Origin of the sequence: Streptomyces alboflavus (assembly GCF_000716675.1) — a bacterium.
GTDB lineage: Bacteria > Actinomycetota > Actinomycetes > Streptomycetales > Streptomycetaceae > Streptomyces > Streptomyces alboflavus.
On record NZ_JNXT01000031.1, the window covers coordinates 1 to 14654 of the forward strand.

A 14654-nucleotide genomic window follows, 5' to 3' on the forward strand; every position below is an offset into this window, starting at 1 on the left:
ACAACTGCCCCGCAGGGACCGCCCCTGCGGGGCAGTCCGCTTCTCAACCATCGGCACCCTGAATGCCCCACCCGTGAGCATGATCAGTGCCGCCTAACAAGCGGCGGATGCGGACGGAGCCGTTGGGGAGCTTGATGGCCTTGGGCCCCTTCCTGAGCTGTCGCCAGCGGTAGAAGGTCGCTCGCGGGACGCCAATCTCTGCGATGACCTCAGGGATGGTCAGCATTTCGTCGCGGGACTTGGCCACGACTCCTCCTTGGGCATGCGGTGGCGCGGCCCACTGGGAGCCGTGCCACGAAGGAAGTTGGGCGAACGAGGGGGGCACCGCCCTCGGGGGCAAGCTCGCCTCTGTCCGAGGTTCGGATTTCTGCGTCATTGCGTCATCAGCGTCATTCGGGCTTCTGACCTGTGGTTTTGCGTGACGCAGTGGTGTGGGGGTGCGTCATGGGCGCGTCATGGGCTGCGTCACGGCATGACGCAGATGACGCAGGATGACGCAGAGCTGAGTGTCTGCGTCATGCCTGTTGCCGCTGTTCAGTGGCCGTTTTCCGGCTCGCATGACGCAGATGACGCAGCGTCTTCCCTCTTAGGACAAAAAGAGGGGCTGGTGTTGTAGTTGGGTGCCGCCTTAGAGCGTGAAGAAGGAGCCGCTGCGCGGCGCGTCCTTCGAGCGGCGTTCCGCCGAACAGCAAGAAGAGCACGTCGGCGGCGGGTGCTCTTCTTGCTTGTCCAAAAGGGCGCCCGCCGCCGCGCGGCGGTCAGAACATGCCCTTCTGTTCGGGCGGTGCCGGGGCCGTCGCGCGGGTCAGTTCGAGGTAGCGGCCCTCGCTGGTGCGCCCCGAGTCGATGAGGACGCCGCGGGCGGCGAGGGTGGGCTGAAGGCGCTTGAGACGGTCGGAGAGCACCTTTCCCGTGGTCGGCCACCCTTTGGGCAGGGCCCGCAGCTCCTCACCGCTGTAGAGGACGCTGAGGACGTGCAGCCACTCCGTGGACGTCATCCGCTGCGCTGCGCCCGGCTCCATGGTGTCGGCGTGCCGCAGGACGGTCTGCGCGAGCAGATCGCCCTCGATGACGTCGTCGTTCAGGTCGTCCAGGCTGGCCCGGTAGGCGGCGAGCGCCCCAAGGCCGGTCGCGGCATCGAGCTGCGCGCACAGGTGCGCGAAGTCCGCCATCCGCAGATCGGTCGGGGTCTCCGCCTCCGCGGCGCGGACCTGGACCGTGAGGTCCAGGAGCGAGCCGAGCACGACGGGCAGCACCTCTTCGTACTCCGTCCACAGCTCCGCCTCCGTGCGCCGGACCTTGGGGCGTTCCAGGCGCAGGGGCAGGAGTCGTTCGGCGAGGTCGGGGCGGATGACGCCGACGTCGATGCCGGTCAGGAGCATCGGGCGGCGGTAGCGGGCGCGGAAGACGTCCCCGTCGGTGAACAGGGCGCGCTTGACGTTCTCGGCCCCGGTGACGATGCAGCACATGGCGTCGGACAGGTCCGGCGTCATGTGGGAGAGGTTGTCGAGCGCGGTGACCCAGCCCGCGGCCACGGCCGCGATCAGGTTCTCCTCGTCCTTCGGGGCGCGGCGCAGGTCCCCGCTCATGCCCTCCACGATCCGGACCAGCATCCGGCCGCCGGTGGACTTGCCCGCGCCCTGCGGCCCGGTCAGGAACGGGGCCGGGACGGGCACGCAGGGCCCGAGGCAGCCGATGAGCCAGGCAATCGCCAGGCACTCGGTTTCCGCGGTGGCGAAGTTGCACAGCCGGAGCAAGAGGTCGATGCCCTTGCCGTCGGTGTCCCTGGTGGGCAGGGGCAGTTCTCCGGTGAGCTGGGTGCGGCGCCAGCACACTTCCCGCGGGTCGGGAACGGCGACGTCCCACCCGGTGGGGTGGATGCGCACCGACTGGCCGTCGGCGCGTCCCAGGTCCAGCCAGGTCGCCCCGTCGAAGCCGGGGGCGACGCGGATGTGCACGGCCTGTGTGTCCTCGGTGAGCGCGAGGGCTTCGATCAGGTCCAGCGCCTCTTTCAGGGCGGTGCCGTTGAAGACGCCGCAGCCGTCCTTGAACAGTCCGACCATGAGTTCTTGGCGGTGGCTTCCGGTGGTGCCCTGGGAGCGGATCGGGCGGGCCACGGGGTGGCCGTTCTTCTGCGCGTAGACGGTGCCGTCGGCGGTGCGGAAGTAGCGGAAGTGGGATTGCGCGTAGTCGGTGATGATCTCGCGGGCCGGGGTCTTGTCGTCCTCGGACATGGCTACAGTCCCAGCTTCGCGCGGGCGTTGGCCCATGCGTCGGTGCAGTGCCGCGGGGTTTCGCCCTTGGCCTGCGCTGCGGCGAACAGCCACGCCACGTGGCCGTCGGTGAGGCAGCCGCACCGGCCGTGGACGGAGAGCACGGCCAGGAACGTGGCGTAGACGGTCGCGTGGATGCCGCTGGACGCCTCGCTGATGCGCTGCACCGCCATCGCGATGCCGCGTTCCAGGAAGACGGGCGAACGGTGCCTGCACACGCCCTCAGCAGACCGCGCGGGCACGGTGACGGCGCACGGGGCGGGCTGGGCAGGGGCGGGCTGCTTGACGGCCAGCGCGCGCACCGCGTCGGGCAGTGCGGTGAGGGTGCCGGTGCTGGGTCCGCGCCAGCGGGCGTAGGCCATCGTCGACTTGATGTCGACGCCGTCGCGCACCCCGTTCGCGGAGGTCATGGTGCCCTGGTAGATCCAGTGCTGTCCGCGAGTGGTGCGCACGGTCCGGGTGACCGGAAGGGTCTCGCGGGCCCACGCGACGGCGTCCGGCGTGTCGAGGTCGACGACGGTCAGGCCCGCGCCGCCCGGGCAGTAGGCGACTGCCGCCGCCTCGCGCCACGCGGCCTCCCATTGGGGGGAGTTGAGGGTCCGCGGGTCGGTGGTGGCGGCGGCCCAGCCGTGGCACGGGTGCGGGCACGTGCAGGGGCCGGGGGTCTTCATGTTGGGGCGCCCGCCGCACGAGGTGTACAGGCAGGCGGGGCAGTTGGCGAAGGGCACCTTGCCCTTGCGCAGTGGCAGGACGGGCAGGCCGTCGGCCGCGAGGCGCAGGGCGGTGCTGAGGTGCTCTCGCCGGATTAGGGCGGGATGGGTCATGCTGGGGTTCTCCTGCTCTCTTGGAGGGATGGGAGAACCCGGGGCGGGCGCGGCTTGTGGAGAGACGGCGCCCGCCCCGGGCACAGCTAGCTAGGTGGCGTCCGGCTGGCTGTCCTCGGGCCGCGTCAGGTCGGCGGTGAAGTAAAAGCGGGTGCGCATGCCGTCGCGGGTGGGGTAGGTGCGTGCGGCCCCGGTACGGAAGGCTTCACCCAGGGTGCGGGTGATGGCGTCCGCGTCGCGGTCGTCGCAGATGATCCGGATCTCAAACACTGCTCGACTCCTGGGAGTTGGGCGGAATGAGGGGCCAGTCGGCGGTGACCGTTGCGGCAGGATCGGTGCGGCGCAGGTGTGCCTGCAGGCCCGCAGCCTGCGCGGCGGCCCATGTCCGCTGCTGCGTGTGCAGGTCCGCTAGCGCCATCGCGGCCAGGTCGGGGAAGCCGCGAGGCAGGCGCCAGGCCAGCCGGGCCGCGGCCAACGCGTCCTGCACGGGGTCGTTGGGGCCGTCGTGGCGGACGCGGTAGTGCTCGCACAGGGCGGGCAGGGTGCGCCGCCCGCGCCGGTAGCGGTCGACCTGCTTGTCGAGCACGGACGGGTCGATGACCGGCGCCACGTCTCCGTCCAGGAACGGCACGCCTGCGCGGGCGCACTCACGGGCCAGCACGGTCAGCGCGTACGGAGCGCGGAAGACCACCAGCGGGCAACCCGCGGCCAGCGGTTCGGCGAGCGCGGCGATGATCTCGGCCAGCGCGTCGGCGGGTGCCTGTCCGTCGGCGCGGGTCTGCTCGGTGGTGATCCCGTGGATGGCGGCGGCTTCCGCCGGAACCTCAATGCCGGGGTCCAGCAGCCATGCGGTGGTCTCCGGCGGGCTGTCGCCGCCGACGGCGGCGATGGCGGCGGCCACGATCCGGGCGGTTTCCGGGTCGGTGCCGGTGGTCTCCACATCCAGCGCCATCATCGGCCCGCTCATCCAGTCGCTCACGCGGCCCCCCACACAGCATCGAAGGCCGGGTTCCAGGTGGCCAGCTGGTACATCTCCAGGACCTCGATGAGGAGTTCGTCCGTCTCGCCGGTGGAGTCGTCGGGGTCGGTGACCATCACCCGCGGCGGCTCTGTGAGGCGGGCCTCCACCGTCAGACGGTGGGCGGGGGCGTCGTCGGGGTCGGTGTCCGCGCGTAGCGTCCAGACCTGGCCGGGTGCGGCCAGCACCATCGGGTCGCCGCGCAGGGCGCGCCGGTAGGTGAGCTGTAACGCCACCGGCTCGGGGAGGTGGTCCAGGTCGACGAGTTCGCGGGCGCGGGAGCGGAGGAAGGCGTCCGCCCGGTCGGCGCCCACGATCAGCGCGAGGGGCGTGGTGTGCAGGGTCACGGCTCGTTCCTTTCGGATCACTTGGTCTTGGGGCGGGTGAGCTTGACGGTGATGCCGCCGATGCCGAGCGCGCCGCCGATGGCGGTGGCGGTGTGCGCGGCGATGTCGAGCAGCGCGAGGAAGGCGACGACCAGGCCCATGCCGCCGATGCCGCCCGCGATGACGACGCCGACGGCGATCAGGCAGCCGCGGGCAGTACGCCGTGGGGCGGCGGGCACGGTGGGCACGGGGTGCACGAGGATGATTGGCTCGCCGGTGGCCTGCGCGCGGCGGTAGGTGTCGGCGGGGATGTGCGGGGCGAGGACCCCCGGCGTCGGGGGCGGAGCACGGTGGCGCATGGGCGCCTCCTACCGGTCGGAGATGTTGTCGGCGATGGACTGGAGGGAGTCGCTGATGTCGGGTCCGGCGTCGGTGGAGGCGAGCAGGAACCCGAAGAGCACGGCGACGGTGGCGCCGCCGACGGCGACCTTGCGGTGGTGCACGAGCAGCGCGAGGACCACTCCGGACACCAGGACGAGGGAGAGGGTCACGACCACGTCGGGCCTCCCTTCGAGGCCGGGGTCGTGGCGGAGGTGCGGGTGCCGTCGCGGTAGACGCGGGCCCAGCGGTTGTAGAGCCAGCGGCCGGTGCGGATGCGTTTGCCGGTGGCGTGGCAGCGGCGGCAGTCCTTGCCGCGCTTGAGGCGGCCCTTGCGGTCGGTCTTCATCGCAAAGCCCCATCCGGAGCACTTGCGGCAGTTCCCGAACGGCGAGCAGGCACACACAGCGGCGTAACAGAGTGTTACGCCTATGAGGAGAGTGATAGCGAGTAGGGCAGGGGTCATCACGGGCCCTCCCGGGCGGGTTTCAGGGGTTTCCGCAGGTGGGCCGCTATCCGCTAGCGGCCTGATCAGAGCAGGTTTGGGGTGCTAGCGGGGCCGCTAACGTTAGCGGGGTGTGCCGCTATCGTTAGCGGCCCCGGAACCTCAGCCCGCGTCCCGCTTTCCGTCACGCTCCGCAATTGCGGTGGTGATGTGGGAGCGGTCGATGCCGCGCCGGTTGACGACCTTGCCCTTGACCCGGCGGCCGACCTGGATGGTGGCGATGCCGTGCGGCTTCAGCGCCGCGGCGAGCGCGTCGGGGTCCCACCCGTCGTAGACCTCCGGGCGCAGTTCCGCCAGCCTCGCCACGACGGTCTCCGACCAGAGCTTGGGTTCCTTGGCCGTGACCACGGCGAGGATGTCGGCGAGCAGGTCGTAAGCGTTCGCGGTCGGCTCCGGTGCCTCACCGAGGGCGTGGCCGGACAGCAGTCCGCGTGCTTCGCGGGCCTTGCGGGCCCGGGCGGCGATGGCCGCAGCCTGTGGGGCGTCGACGAACACGCCGTAGACGATGCGGGCGTCGGAGCCCTCGCCGACCAGGTAGTGGATGCCCTTGTCGGCCCAGGCGAACATGGTGGCCCGCACGCCGCGCTTGTAGGCGGAGGTGCCGAGCACCATGTCGTTCTCCAGCTGGCCCATGACCTTCAGGCACATCCGCAGGGAGGCGTTCGCGCTGATGGCGGTGGGCAGCGACTTGGCGTCCGGTCGCTGGGTGGCGAGGAGCAGCACGATGCCGGTTGCGGGGCCGCGCTTGACCAGGTCGGTGGCGATCTCCTCGAACTCCTTGCCGTACTTGGGGTGCTCGAAGGGGACCTGGCACTCGTCTACGCTGATCACGATCGGGTGCAGTCCCAGCGAGCGCTTGTCGGCGAGGGCGCTGGTGACCTTCGACTCCGGGCAGACGTCGCGCGGCAGCGAACGGATCACCTTGGTCCGGCGGCGCAGTTCCTCACGCAGTTCCCGGAAGTCGCGGATCATGTACTCGATGACCTCGTCATCGTCGCCCGCGGCGTGCCGGTGGGAGACGGCGTCACCGACCGGGTCCAGGTCGCCGGTGCCCTTCATGTCGTAGGTGTGCAGCTCCGCCCGCGGGTCCAGCGCGGCAATCAGCGTCAGGAGGCGGAGCAGGAAGGTCTTGCCCATGCGCGGGATCGCGCCGATGACACCCGCGACGTACATGAGCGTCAGGTCGACCCAGCGTCCGCGCTGGTCGGTGCCGTAGGCGACGGGCTTGAACAGATCCACGCTGCCGGACTTCATCAGCGGCCACACGGGCTTCTTGGCCTTGGACATGTCCTGATCCCCGACCCACAGCACAAGGTGCCCGGTGTGCTCGTCCGGCACCGCTTCGGGCCACACGCAGCCCAGCGGGCGGCGCAGGCCGGAGGCGAGGCGGTCGCGGCGCTCGATGACGTCGGTGACCGTGACGCCGTAGGGGAGGTTGCCTTCCGCGCGCCAGCCGGGGCCGTCGCGGGTGATCGGGGCGGTGAACTCGAACCCGTCCCGGCCCTTGCCCTGCGCCTGGTTGATCGCGGGGATACCGAGAGAGCCGAGGGCGCGCAGGACGATGTCGCTGGTGAGCTTCACGGCCTTGGGCATGTCGACCGACCGGTGGATGACCGGGGCATCCGCCTTACGGCCCACGCAGCCGAGCGCCATGACGAGCGCGCCGACGGAGAGCGCGTGCAGCCAGGCCGGGGCGAGCACGTAGATCGCCAGAGCGGAGCCGAGTCCGGTGAACATGGCTAACGCCGCGACCAGGGTGCGCAGGCGGACCCGGCCGTCGCGCTGCCGGGAGAGCTTCAGGTACTCGGCTGCGTCCTCGCGCCGCACTGCGGCCAGGCGGACCGGCTCGCCCTCGGTGTCGGCGACCCAGCGCATCGTGGCGCCGGTGAACCGCGCTGCCCCGACGGGGGCTTGGAGGGCGAGGCGGGCGGCGTAGACCGGGGAGCGCAGCGCGTGATACCCGGCCGCGTGCGCGTAGTGCCGGGCCACCCACGCGGTGGCGGTCTTCAGTTCCGCCGTCGACCGCAGCCACACCGGGATCATCTCGCGGCGCCGGGAGCCCATCAGCCGACCCAGGTAACCCGGCCCGGCCGCCTTCACCGTCGGCTGGTCGACCATCAACCGTTGGTCCGGGTCGGCCGACTCGGTGACCGGCGCCGAACTCGACTCGATCGGGCCGGAGTCGACCGATGGGTCGAGGGCCGACTCGGTGCGGGCCGATCGGGCCTTGTCGAGGTCGACCACCGTGCCGTCGGAGGTGAGGCCGTGGGTGGTGCTCATCTCGGCTTCGAGCCGGGGGGCGAGTTCGTGGTCGTCGTCGGGGTGCTTCACTGAACTGTCCTCCTTGCAGAGGGGATAGAGGAGCCCGGCCGCTGGCTGTGGAAGGTTGAGCGGCCGGGCTCCGCAGGGGGTGCGTGCAGGGCTGTTCAGACGGCGTGGGCGGCGGTGTGGGCGCCGCCGGTCAGAGGTGTGGTCGGCGCGGGCGCTTCGTCGCCGTAGCCGATCAGGCGCACAGGGACGCCGTTGGTGAAGGTCCAGCCCTCCAGCGAGAGGCAGCTGGGCAGGTGCTGGATGGTCAGGCTGTCGGGGCTGATGTCCAGGGCCTCGCGCCAGGCCTCGAAGACGTCCAGCCCGTCATGAACGCTCACTGTGACGCCCTGGGTGACCGCGTGCGGGGTTATCACGGCGCTGACTTTCAGGTCGGCGGCGGGCAGGTGGGCGTAGCGGTTGGCCAGGACGGAGCAGGCGGCGATGGCCGCGGCCTGCTCGCCCAAGGTGGTGGTGCTCACGCTGCGACTCCTTCACGGAAGGTAGAGGGGCCCGGCCGCACGCTGCGGTCGGGCCTCGCGGGGTAGTTCAGGCGGCGCGCTGCTCTTCGGGGTAGGCGCAGGTGACGCAGGTGCCGAGTGAGGGCGGGATGACGTATCCGGCGTCGCGGCGGCACTGCGGGCAGGTGCGGCGGGCGAGCATCGCCAACGCGAGGGCGCCCCATTTGCGAGAGGTCATCGGCCGGACCGGCTTGGCGAGGTCTTCGCGGTAGAGGTAGGCCACGAACGCGCCGCCCTTGCGCCTGCGGTGACGAAGCATCACTTGCGCGACGACCGGCTGGCCGCCCGGGCGCAGGCCCTGCGCGCGAAGCTGTCGGCGGGTGGCCAGGCCGGTGGGGGCGAAGTGCCAGGGGTAGGTCGGTATGCCGTAGCGGCGCCCGGTGGGGTCGTAGCACTTGCCGAACGCGGCGGGCATCAGGCGGCCGTCCGCTCTTCACGGGACGCGAGGCCAGCGCGCGGGCTCGCGTCGGGCTCGCGGAGTTCGGCGTAGCGGGAGGACACCCAGCCCACCGACCAGCCGGACAGCTCCGCTGCCTGGCGCACCGGCAGGCTCGCGGTGAACGCGGCGGCCACGATGCGGCGTGCCTCGTGCTCGGGGAGCTTGCTCTCAGCGGGGCCACGGTTCAGGAGTTCGTCGCGTTCACGCGCGGTGCGCTCCTGGCGTTCACGGCGTTCACGCGCCACGGCCGCAGCGCGCTCGCGCGCTTCCGCTTCGGTCCGCTCGCGGGCCTGGCGTTCACGAGCCGCGCGCTCGCGTTCACGCTGTTCATGCTCGCGTTCACGGCGTTCACGAGCCTCCCGCTCGGCAGCCTCCGCCCGCTCCCGGGCGGCGCGCTCCTCACGGCGCTGACGCTCATCACGCTCAGCCTGCTCACGGGCCAAACGGGCTTCGTGGTCGCGCTGTTCACGCGCCAGGCGCTCGGTGTGCTCGCGCTCCTCGCGGGCCTCTGCACGGGCCTGTGCGGCGCGCTCGCGGGCTGCGTGCTCGCGCTGTTCGCGCTCGGCTTGCTGCTTGGTCTCCAGGGCGCTGACGGCCCGTGCGATGGCCCGCCGGTAGGCAAGGCCGGTCTCAGCCGTGACGATGAGCAGGAGCGGCGCCACAGCATGTACGGCCACGCCGACCAGGTCCTTCTTCAACGCGGAGTCGGCGGTGTTGAGCGCCAGCGTCATCAGACCCGTCATCCAGCGCAGCACCACCGGCCACCGGCCGCCGTGCCCACCGAGGCGGGCCAGCACGTCATCGAGCTTGACCACGATCACCACGGCCGCGTCGACCACGAGCGGCAGGATCGGCGCCGTCCACGCCCACGAATCGGCGGTGTGCTGGGCCATCAGCGGCGTGACCGTCAGGACGGAGAACAGCATCGCCCCGAACACGATCAGCCACGTGCCGACGGACAGGGCTTTCTCGGCTGAACGGATATGAACAGCGTTCACGCCGCACCCCCGACCGGTTCCGCTAGCGGGGTGAGCGAACCGCGGAACCCGCGCGCTGTGAAGTCGTACGTGAACGCCGACAGCACCCATTCCGCATCCGCCCAAAACCGCCGCGCCGGACCCCACGTGCGGTCGCTCGGGACGCCGTGGGTGGCGGTGTCGGCGTAGGCGTCCTCCCGGCTGCGATAGACCATGGCCGGGGTGCCGTAGTGCACGAGCACGAACACCGCCCGCGGCGGCAGAAGCGCCTCAGTGAGGTCCTCGCGCTGCCGCCGCAGCTCGATGTCCTTCAGCAGAAGCTCTTCCTGCGCGGCACTCAGCTCGTCCAGCGCCACGGCAAGGAGCGTGCCCACCTCCTTCGCGGTCGCCTCCGCGCGCTCCGCGCGGCCGGTGACGTCGAACAGGTCGACCGTGTGCCGGGCGGATGCCTCCTTCGCGTCCTCGGTCGCCTGGCGGGCCCGCTCGAACGCGGCGAGCCGGTCAGCTTCGAGCAGCGCGAGGCGCTTCTCGGTGACGATGCGGATCATGCCGCCGCCCCGTTCCGGACCCGGCGGGAACGGGCGGGCCGGGCGAGCGGGACGACGTTGAACAGCTCCGGCGCGTACTCCTCGATCGCCGCGGCGGCGATCCGGATCGCGTCGTCCGCCATCCCGGGGTCGGCGGCGAGGATGTCGCGGGCCGCATCCAGACGGGCCGCGCGCTCCATCTCGCTCTCGCCCTCCACACCCAGCCACAGCTCAAGGGGCGTGCCGAGGGCGAGTTCAATGAAGTCGTTGCTGGTCACGGCCCGCTGGCCGCCGATGTAGGAACGCATGGCGAAACTCCTGATCACAGAGGGATGGGAGAGACCAGGGCGGGCACGGCTTGTGGAGAGACGACGCCCGCCCCGGGCGGAAAGGTGAGTGCCCCGGCCGGGAGTCGAACCCGGCCTTGCGACCATCGGGGCGGCAGCGGCGCTAGCTGACCTGGACGTAGCCGCTGGTGGAGCGGCGGCGGACGTTCAGGTGCGCGGCGCCGGTGATGTAGGCCTGGCCGGAGGTGACGCCCACTGCCATGCGGCCGCTGGACTTGGAGGTCGCGGCCATCCGGGCCTGGCCGGAGGTGAGGTTCAGCCGCGCGTCGTGACCGCTGTAGGCGCCGACGGCGAGATAACCGGAGGTGAGGTTCGCGGCGAGGGAGCCCGTCACGTCGCTGACGAGCACCTTGCCGCTGGTGATCGTGGCGTCCAGGTCCCCGATGCGCTCCGCGGTCAGGCTTGCGGAGGTGGCGTCGAAGTCCAGGCGCGCCAGCTCGCCAGTGACGACCGTCATGGCACTGTGCGTGCTGACCAACGCCACGGACCCGGTGGGCAGATGGGCGGTGAGGGTGATCGGCGTCACCGCGTGCCCGGCGGGTCCGTCGGCGGTGACCTCGCGGCCGTTGACGAAGACCTTGCCGCGGCCGTGCCCGGAGACGTAGATGTTGCCGCCGTTGATCCGCACGCCGTTGCCGCCGGAGAACGTCATCGTGTTGCCGTTGAAGCTCACGGTCGTGTGGCCCGCCGTTGCGCCGGCGGTGTCCGGGACACGGACGGTGAGGTTCTGCCCGGTGAGGCTGACGTCGGTGTCCCGGATCGCGTCGGCCGACGGACCCGATTCGGCGTCCGTCGTCAGCTCCACCCGCGCCTGCTTCAACGCGGGGTCGACGGCCAGGTGGATCGTGCCGGTGTGCATCGTCAGGTCCAGAGCGATCGGGCCGAAGGCGTCCACGGGGATCGTGCGCTTGGTCATGGTGAGGCTCCTCAAGTGGGTTGGAGTCGAGCGAGGAACACGCGGAACGGTGACCGCAGGCTGAGCGGCTGCAGGCGGTCGGCGCGGGGGCCCGCGCAGATCAGCGGGAGGGGCGCCCCGGCCGGGAGTCGAACCCGGCCTGCGACCATCGGGGCCATCGAGCTGCCGGTCAGTTGTCGTCGGGGACAGACGCCTTCAGGTGGGCGTCCATCAGTGCTGCCTCGACATCGATCGGTTCACCGGCGTTGATGCGGGCCAGGACCTCTTCGTCGGCCTCGAACTGCCGCCGCTGGAAATCGGGATCAGACATGGACGTCCTCTCGGTGATCAATCAACGGGTTCGGATGGAGCAGCGCCCCGGGCCGGATCTGATCCGGCGCCCTTCACGGCACGTCACCGGGGCTGTGTGTCAGTGCGGTGCGCGCTCGCGGTGGATCAGCTTTCGCGCGAGGGCGAGCCCGGACGGGGTGAGCACCGAACGGGCGACCAGATCGGCCGCGTACAGGCTCATCACCGCGTCGGCGTTCTTCGACGCCACCTTGTGGTCATCGCGCTGAGCAGCGTGAACGAGGATGCGCTGTTGCAGATACGGCATCTCAGACATGAGAACTCCCTCGATGGGCTCCGGCTCCCCTCAACCCCGCCCGTACGCCGTGCTCCGCAGAGCCGTCGCACAGGCGAGGCGAGCAACCGGCGCAGCGATAGCCGCCGCGCATCGGTGGAAGGCGACCGGTCGGCCGCGGCGCTGGATCGCGCTCACGGGCCAGGAGGCGAAACGGCGCCGCCGTGCCGGTCGGCCACGGCGGCGCCTTGAGATGTCGTCGGTTCACACCGACCCCCTCAACGAAGTCGGGACGCGGCTTCACCGGCGGTTCGTCGCTCGAACCACCGGCCCCGAGCCGGGAAATCGGGGCGTCATCCTCACTGCTCTGACGCACTCAGCAGGGCGGCCCACACCAGGCGGCACCCCAAAGTCGAGTGGGGTGTTCTCCGGAGCTGATGGGCTTGGCATTGCCGCCGACGACATCACCCGGCCGTCGCGGGGGCGGTCTCACTCTTGCCGCCACGTGCGTTGGGACCCCGCTGTGCCTCCCCACACCCGAAACCGGGTGGCGCCTGCCAGGCGCGTAGGGGGAGAGCCGCGTTCATCACGGCGGTTTGCCCCCGGACCCTCGCCCTAGGCACCTGCCGCGACCGCCGCTCCCGCGTCAGCCCCGCACGATCACTCTTCAGTTCTCAAGCCTCAGTCGCGTCCTTCGAGCCGAAGCCCTCCGGACGGTCATGATGAGGGACATGTAGTACGTGTTCCTCATCATGTAGAGAGGGGTTCGCGCCGTCAAGCCCATCGACTGTTGGAGTTCGGCGAGCACCTCGCTGCGGTGCGTCTATAGCCTGGCGTCGGCGCCAGCGACGCTCGACTTCGCACCTGTACGACTTGGGTCGCTCTTGGCTAGCGTGAAGTCGTACCAAGTCGTCCCGGCGAGGCGGAGGTTGGCATGGCGAACGAGCGGCTACGCGGGGCGATCGTGGACTTGGGGCTGACCCTTGATGAGGTCGCACAGCGGCTCGGGGTCGCGCCAAAGACGGTCGAGCGCTGGATCAATGAGCCCGAGCGCAAGCCGTACCGGCGTTTCCAGTACGCGACCGCCTCGCTGCTGAAGTGCGAGGTGTCTTACCTCTGGCCAGACGAACGCACGTCCGCTGAGGTCACAGCATCCGGCAACGCAGAGTTAGTCCGGCTCTATCCGCACCGATCCGTCGTGATGCAGACCCTCTGGACAAGCCTCTACTCCAAGTCCACGTGCCAGTTCGACGTGTTGGCATACTCCGGCTTCTGGCTCACCGAGGATGCGACGTTCCACCGCATCGTCAAGGAGAAGTCCGCCGACGGAGTCCTGATCCGCTTCATGCTGGGAGACCCCACATCACAGGCCGTGGCCACACGCGGAGAAGACGAGGGAATCGGCACGGCTATGGCGGGCAAAATTCGGAACGCACTCATCAATTACAGCCCGCTCTTCGGGCTTCCCGGTGTTGAATTCCGACTGCACGGCACCACCCTCTACAACTCGATCTATCGAGCCGATGGCGAGATGCTGGCAAACGGCCACCTCTATGGTGTCGGCGCCTACATGGCACCCGTGCTGCACCTGCGGAGGGTGCCTGGCGGGGAACTCTTTGACGCATATGCCGAGAGCCTTGAGAGGGTCTGGGAATCGGCTCGCCCGATATCTTCACCCACCGATTGGGAAGGAAAGAACTGATGAGTCGTATCGACTACTACCGTGATCCAAACGCCCCTACTGCTAATTCAGTGGTGCCCTCAGTAACTGTTGTTGTCCGAGACGATTCGGGAAGACTGCTTCTTATCCACAAGACTGACAACGACTTGTGGGCACTACCGGGGGGCGGGCACGACATCGGTGAGCGCATCGGCGACACCGCAGTCCGAGAAGTGTTGGAGGAGACGGGGATTCACGTCAAACTTGAGAATATCGTCGGGCTCTATACCGATCCCGAGCACGTGCTGGCCTACGACGATGGGGAGGTCCGGCAGCAGTTCTCCATCTGCTTCCGGGCCCACCCCGTCGGTGGCACGCTGCGTACGAGTAGTGAATCAAAGGAGGTCCGCTGGGTTGACCCGGCAGAACTCGTTGGGCTGGACATTCATCCGTCGATGATGTTGCGTATCCGGCACGGTCTTGACGACTCTGCACGAGATCCCTACATCGGCTGATCGTCAACAGAAGCGCGCGCTAGCCGCTCTTCAACACGCTTCGCAGCTCCATAGATGTCGGGTGTTGCTCGCTGAATGAATCGGCCCACGATTGTGTCCGGACCGTACCTCTGCACAATCTCTTCCAAGCGCTGTGTCGGCGTGGTCCGTGTGCCGTCTGGGGTCGTTGTCATATCGCAGTACAGCAAAGCGTCCACAAGGTCGGGGCGCTCTAGCTCGAACTCGCTCTCCAATTCGGCCCTCAATCCCCGCTCCTCGGCTTCCAGGAGCGCGCACGAATGATGAGCGACAAGGGAGACGACTCGCTCGTCCGCCCGCTCGTGGTGTCGGAGGAACCGGGCGCCGTCCAGCGGATGAAAGCCAGTGGCGGCGAGGGCGGGTGAATAGCCGATGTCGTGCAACACTGCGGCAGCTTCGAGCAGTTCAGCATCATCGCTCAGGACTGGGCTCAAGGAACGGGCACGCTCGGCGACGCCCAGGGAGTGCGCCCATCGGCGCGGAAGCGGATCGGACAGCAACGATTCGGAGAGTAGGTACGCCCACTCGGTGAGTCCCATGA

Annotated in this window: 21 protein-coding genes; 2 read left to right on the forward strand and 19 right to left on the reverse strand. The window is 69.7% G+C overall.

All coding sequences use genetic code 11. The annotated features are described in order from the left end of the window. Positions 1 to 43 precede the first annotated feature (43 nt). The 18 genes from OO63_RS22980 to OO63_RS23060 form a co-directional block, all read right to left on the reverse strand. Positions 44 to 247 (reverse strand): helix-turn-helix transcriptional regulator, encoded by a 204-nt coding sequence (locus OO63_RS22980; RefSeq protein ID WP_078619307.1) that lies wholly within the window; start codon positions 245 to 247, stop codon positions 44 to 46. A gap of 511 nt (positions 248 to 758) precedes the next feature. Then, entirely contained in the window at positions 759 to 2234 is a 1476-nt protein-coding gene (locus tag OO63_RS22985; RefSeq protein WP_030361169.1) for a hypothetical protein, read from the reverse strand. 2 nt (positions 2235 to 2236) lie between these two features. Further along, complete coding sequence (locus OO63_RS22990) at positions 2237 to 3097, reverse strand: bifunctional DNA primase/polymerase (protein WP_030361170.1); 861 nt, start codon at positions 3095 to 3097, stop codon at positions 2237 to 2239. A gap of 90 nt (positions 3098 to 3187) precedes the next feature. Then, on the reverse strand, positions 3188 to 3367 hold the full coding sequence (locus tag OO63_RS22995) for a hypothetical protein (protein WP_030361171.1): 180 nt from the start codon (positions 3365 to 3367) through the stop codon (positions 3188 to 3190). Further along, the gene (locus tag OO63_RS23000) at positions 3360 to 4064 is read right to left on the reverse strand and encodes an exonuclease domain-containing protein (RefSeq protein ID WP_033264376.1); all 705 of its coding nucleotides are present in this window, start codon (positions 4062 to 4064) and stop codon (positions 3360 to 3362) included. Before OO63_RS23000 ends, OO63_RS22995 begins: the two co-directional genes overlap by 8 nt. Positions 4065 to 4072: 8 nt before the next feature. Beyond that, positions 4073 to 4462 (reverse strand): hypothetical protein, encoded by a 390-nt coding sequence (locus tag OO63_RS23005; RefSeq protein ID WP_030361173.1) that lies wholly within the window; start codon positions 4460 to 4462, stop codon positions 4073 to 4075. Between the two features lie 17 nt (positions 4463 to 4479). Then, positions 4480 to 4800, reverse strand: coding sequence for a hypothetical protein (locus OO63_RS23010; protein WP_030361174.1), 321 nt, complete (start codon positions 4798 to 4800; stop codon positions 4480 to 4482). A 9-nt stretch (positions 4801 to 4809) separates the two neighbouring features. After that, positions 4810 to 4998 carry a hypothetical protein gene (locus OO63_RS23015; RefSeq protein ID WP_030361175.1) on the reverse strand — a complete coding sequence of 63 codons (189 nt, stop codon included), beginning with the start codon at positions 4996 to 4998 and terminating at the stop codon, positions 4810 to 4812. Further along, a complete protein-coding gene (locus OO63_RS23020; RefSeq protein WP_030361176.1) occupies positions 4989 to 5285 on the reverse strand; it encodes a hypothetical protein in 297 nt (98 codons plus the stop codon). Before OO63_RS23020 ends, OO63_RS23015 begins: the two co-directional genes overlap by 10 nt. A 141-nt stretch (positions 5286 to 5426) precedes the next feature. Beyond that, positions 5427 to 7655, reverse strand: coding sequence for a cell division protein FtsK (locus OO63_RS23025; protein ID WP_030361177.1), 2229 nt, complete (start codon positions 7653 to 7655; stop codon positions 5427 to 5429). Positions 7656 to 7750: 95 nt separating this feature from the next. After that, complete coding sequence (locus OO63_RS42370; protein WP_051811105.1) at positions 7751 to 8113, reverse strand: hypothetical protein; 363 nt, start codon at positions 8111 to 8113, stop codon at positions 7751 to 7753. Between the two features lie 67 nt (positions 8114 to 8180). Beyond that, complete coding sequence (locus tag OO63_RS23035) at positions 8181 to 8567, reverse strand: RRQRL motif-containing zinc-binding protein (RefSeq protein ID WP_030361179.1); 387 nt, start codon at positions 8565 to 8567, stop codon at positions 8181 to 8183. After that, positions 8567 to 9589, reverse strand: a complete 1023-nt coding sequence (locus OO63_RS23040; RefSeq protein WP_030361180.1) for a hypothetical protein — start codon at positions 9587 to 9589, stop codon at positions 8567 to 8569. Before OO63_RS23040 ends, OO63_RS23035 begins: the two co-directional genes overlap by 1 nt. Then, complete coding sequence (locus tag OO63_RS23045) at positions 9586 to 10116, reverse strand: hypothetical protein (RefSeq protein WP_051811106.1); 531 nt, start codon at positions 10114 to 10116, stop codon at positions 9586 to 9588. Before OO63_RS23045 ends, OO63_RS23040 begins: the two co-directional genes overlap by 4 nt. After that, positions 10113 to 10403, reverse strand: a complete 291-nt coding sequence (locus OO63_RS23050) for a hypothetical protein (RefSeq protein WP_030361182.1) — start codon at positions 10401 to 10403, stop codon at positions 10113 to 10115. The genes OO63_RS23045 and OO63_RS23050 overlap by 4 nt, the downstream gene beginning before the upstream one ends. Before the next feature lie 142 nt (positions 10404 to 10545). Further along, positions 10546 to 11358 carry a DUF4097 family beta strand repeat-containing protein gene (locus OO63_RS23055; protein WP_030361183.1) on the reverse strand — a complete coding sequence of 271 codons (813 nt, stop codon included), beginning with the start codon at positions 11356 to 11358 and terminating at the stop codon, positions 10546 to 10548. 169 nt (positions 11359 to 11527) lie between these two features. Next, positions 11528 to 11668, reverse strand: coding sequence for a hypothetical protein (locus OO63_RS45525; RefSeq protein WP_157854035.1), 141 nt, complete (start codon positions 11666 to 11668; stop codon positions 11528 to 11530). Between the two features lie 99 nt (positions 11669 to 11767). Then, positions 11768 to 11962 (reverse strand): hypothetical protein, encoded by a 195-nt coding sequence (locus OO63_RS23060; RefSeq protein WP_030361184.1) that lies wholly within the window; start codon positions 11960 to 11962, stop codon positions 11768 to 11770. 892 nt (positions 11963 to 12854) lie between these two features. Here OO63_RS23060 and OO63_RS23065 point away from each other — a divergent pair. Both OO63_RS23065 and OO63_RS23070 read left to right on the forward strand, forming a co-directional pair. Then, on the forward strand, positions 12855 to 13622 hold the full coding sequence (locus OO63_RS23065; RefSeq protein ID WP_030361185.1) for a helix-turn-helix domain-containing protein: 768 nt from the start codon (positions 12855 to 12857) through the stop codon (positions 13620 to 13622). Beyond that, positions 13622 to 14095, forward strand: a complete 474-nt coding sequence (locus OO63_RS23070; protein ID WP_030361186.1) for an NUDIX hydrolase — start codon at positions 13622 to 13624, stop codon at positions 14093 to 14095. The genes OO63_RS23065 and OO63_RS23070 overlap by 1 nt, the downstream gene beginning before the upstream one ends. Here the strand turns inward: OO63_RS23070 and OO63_RS43695 are convergent. Then, complete coding sequence (locus OO63_RS43695) at positions 14083 to 14652, reverse strand: HD domain-containing protein (protein ID WP_199819533.1); 570 nt, start codon at positions 14650 to 14652, stop codon at positions 14083 to 14085. The two genes, OO63_RS23070 and OO63_RS43695, sit on opposite strands and share 13 nt — an antisense overlap. Between the last annotated feature and the right edge of the window lie 2 nt (positions 14653 to 14654).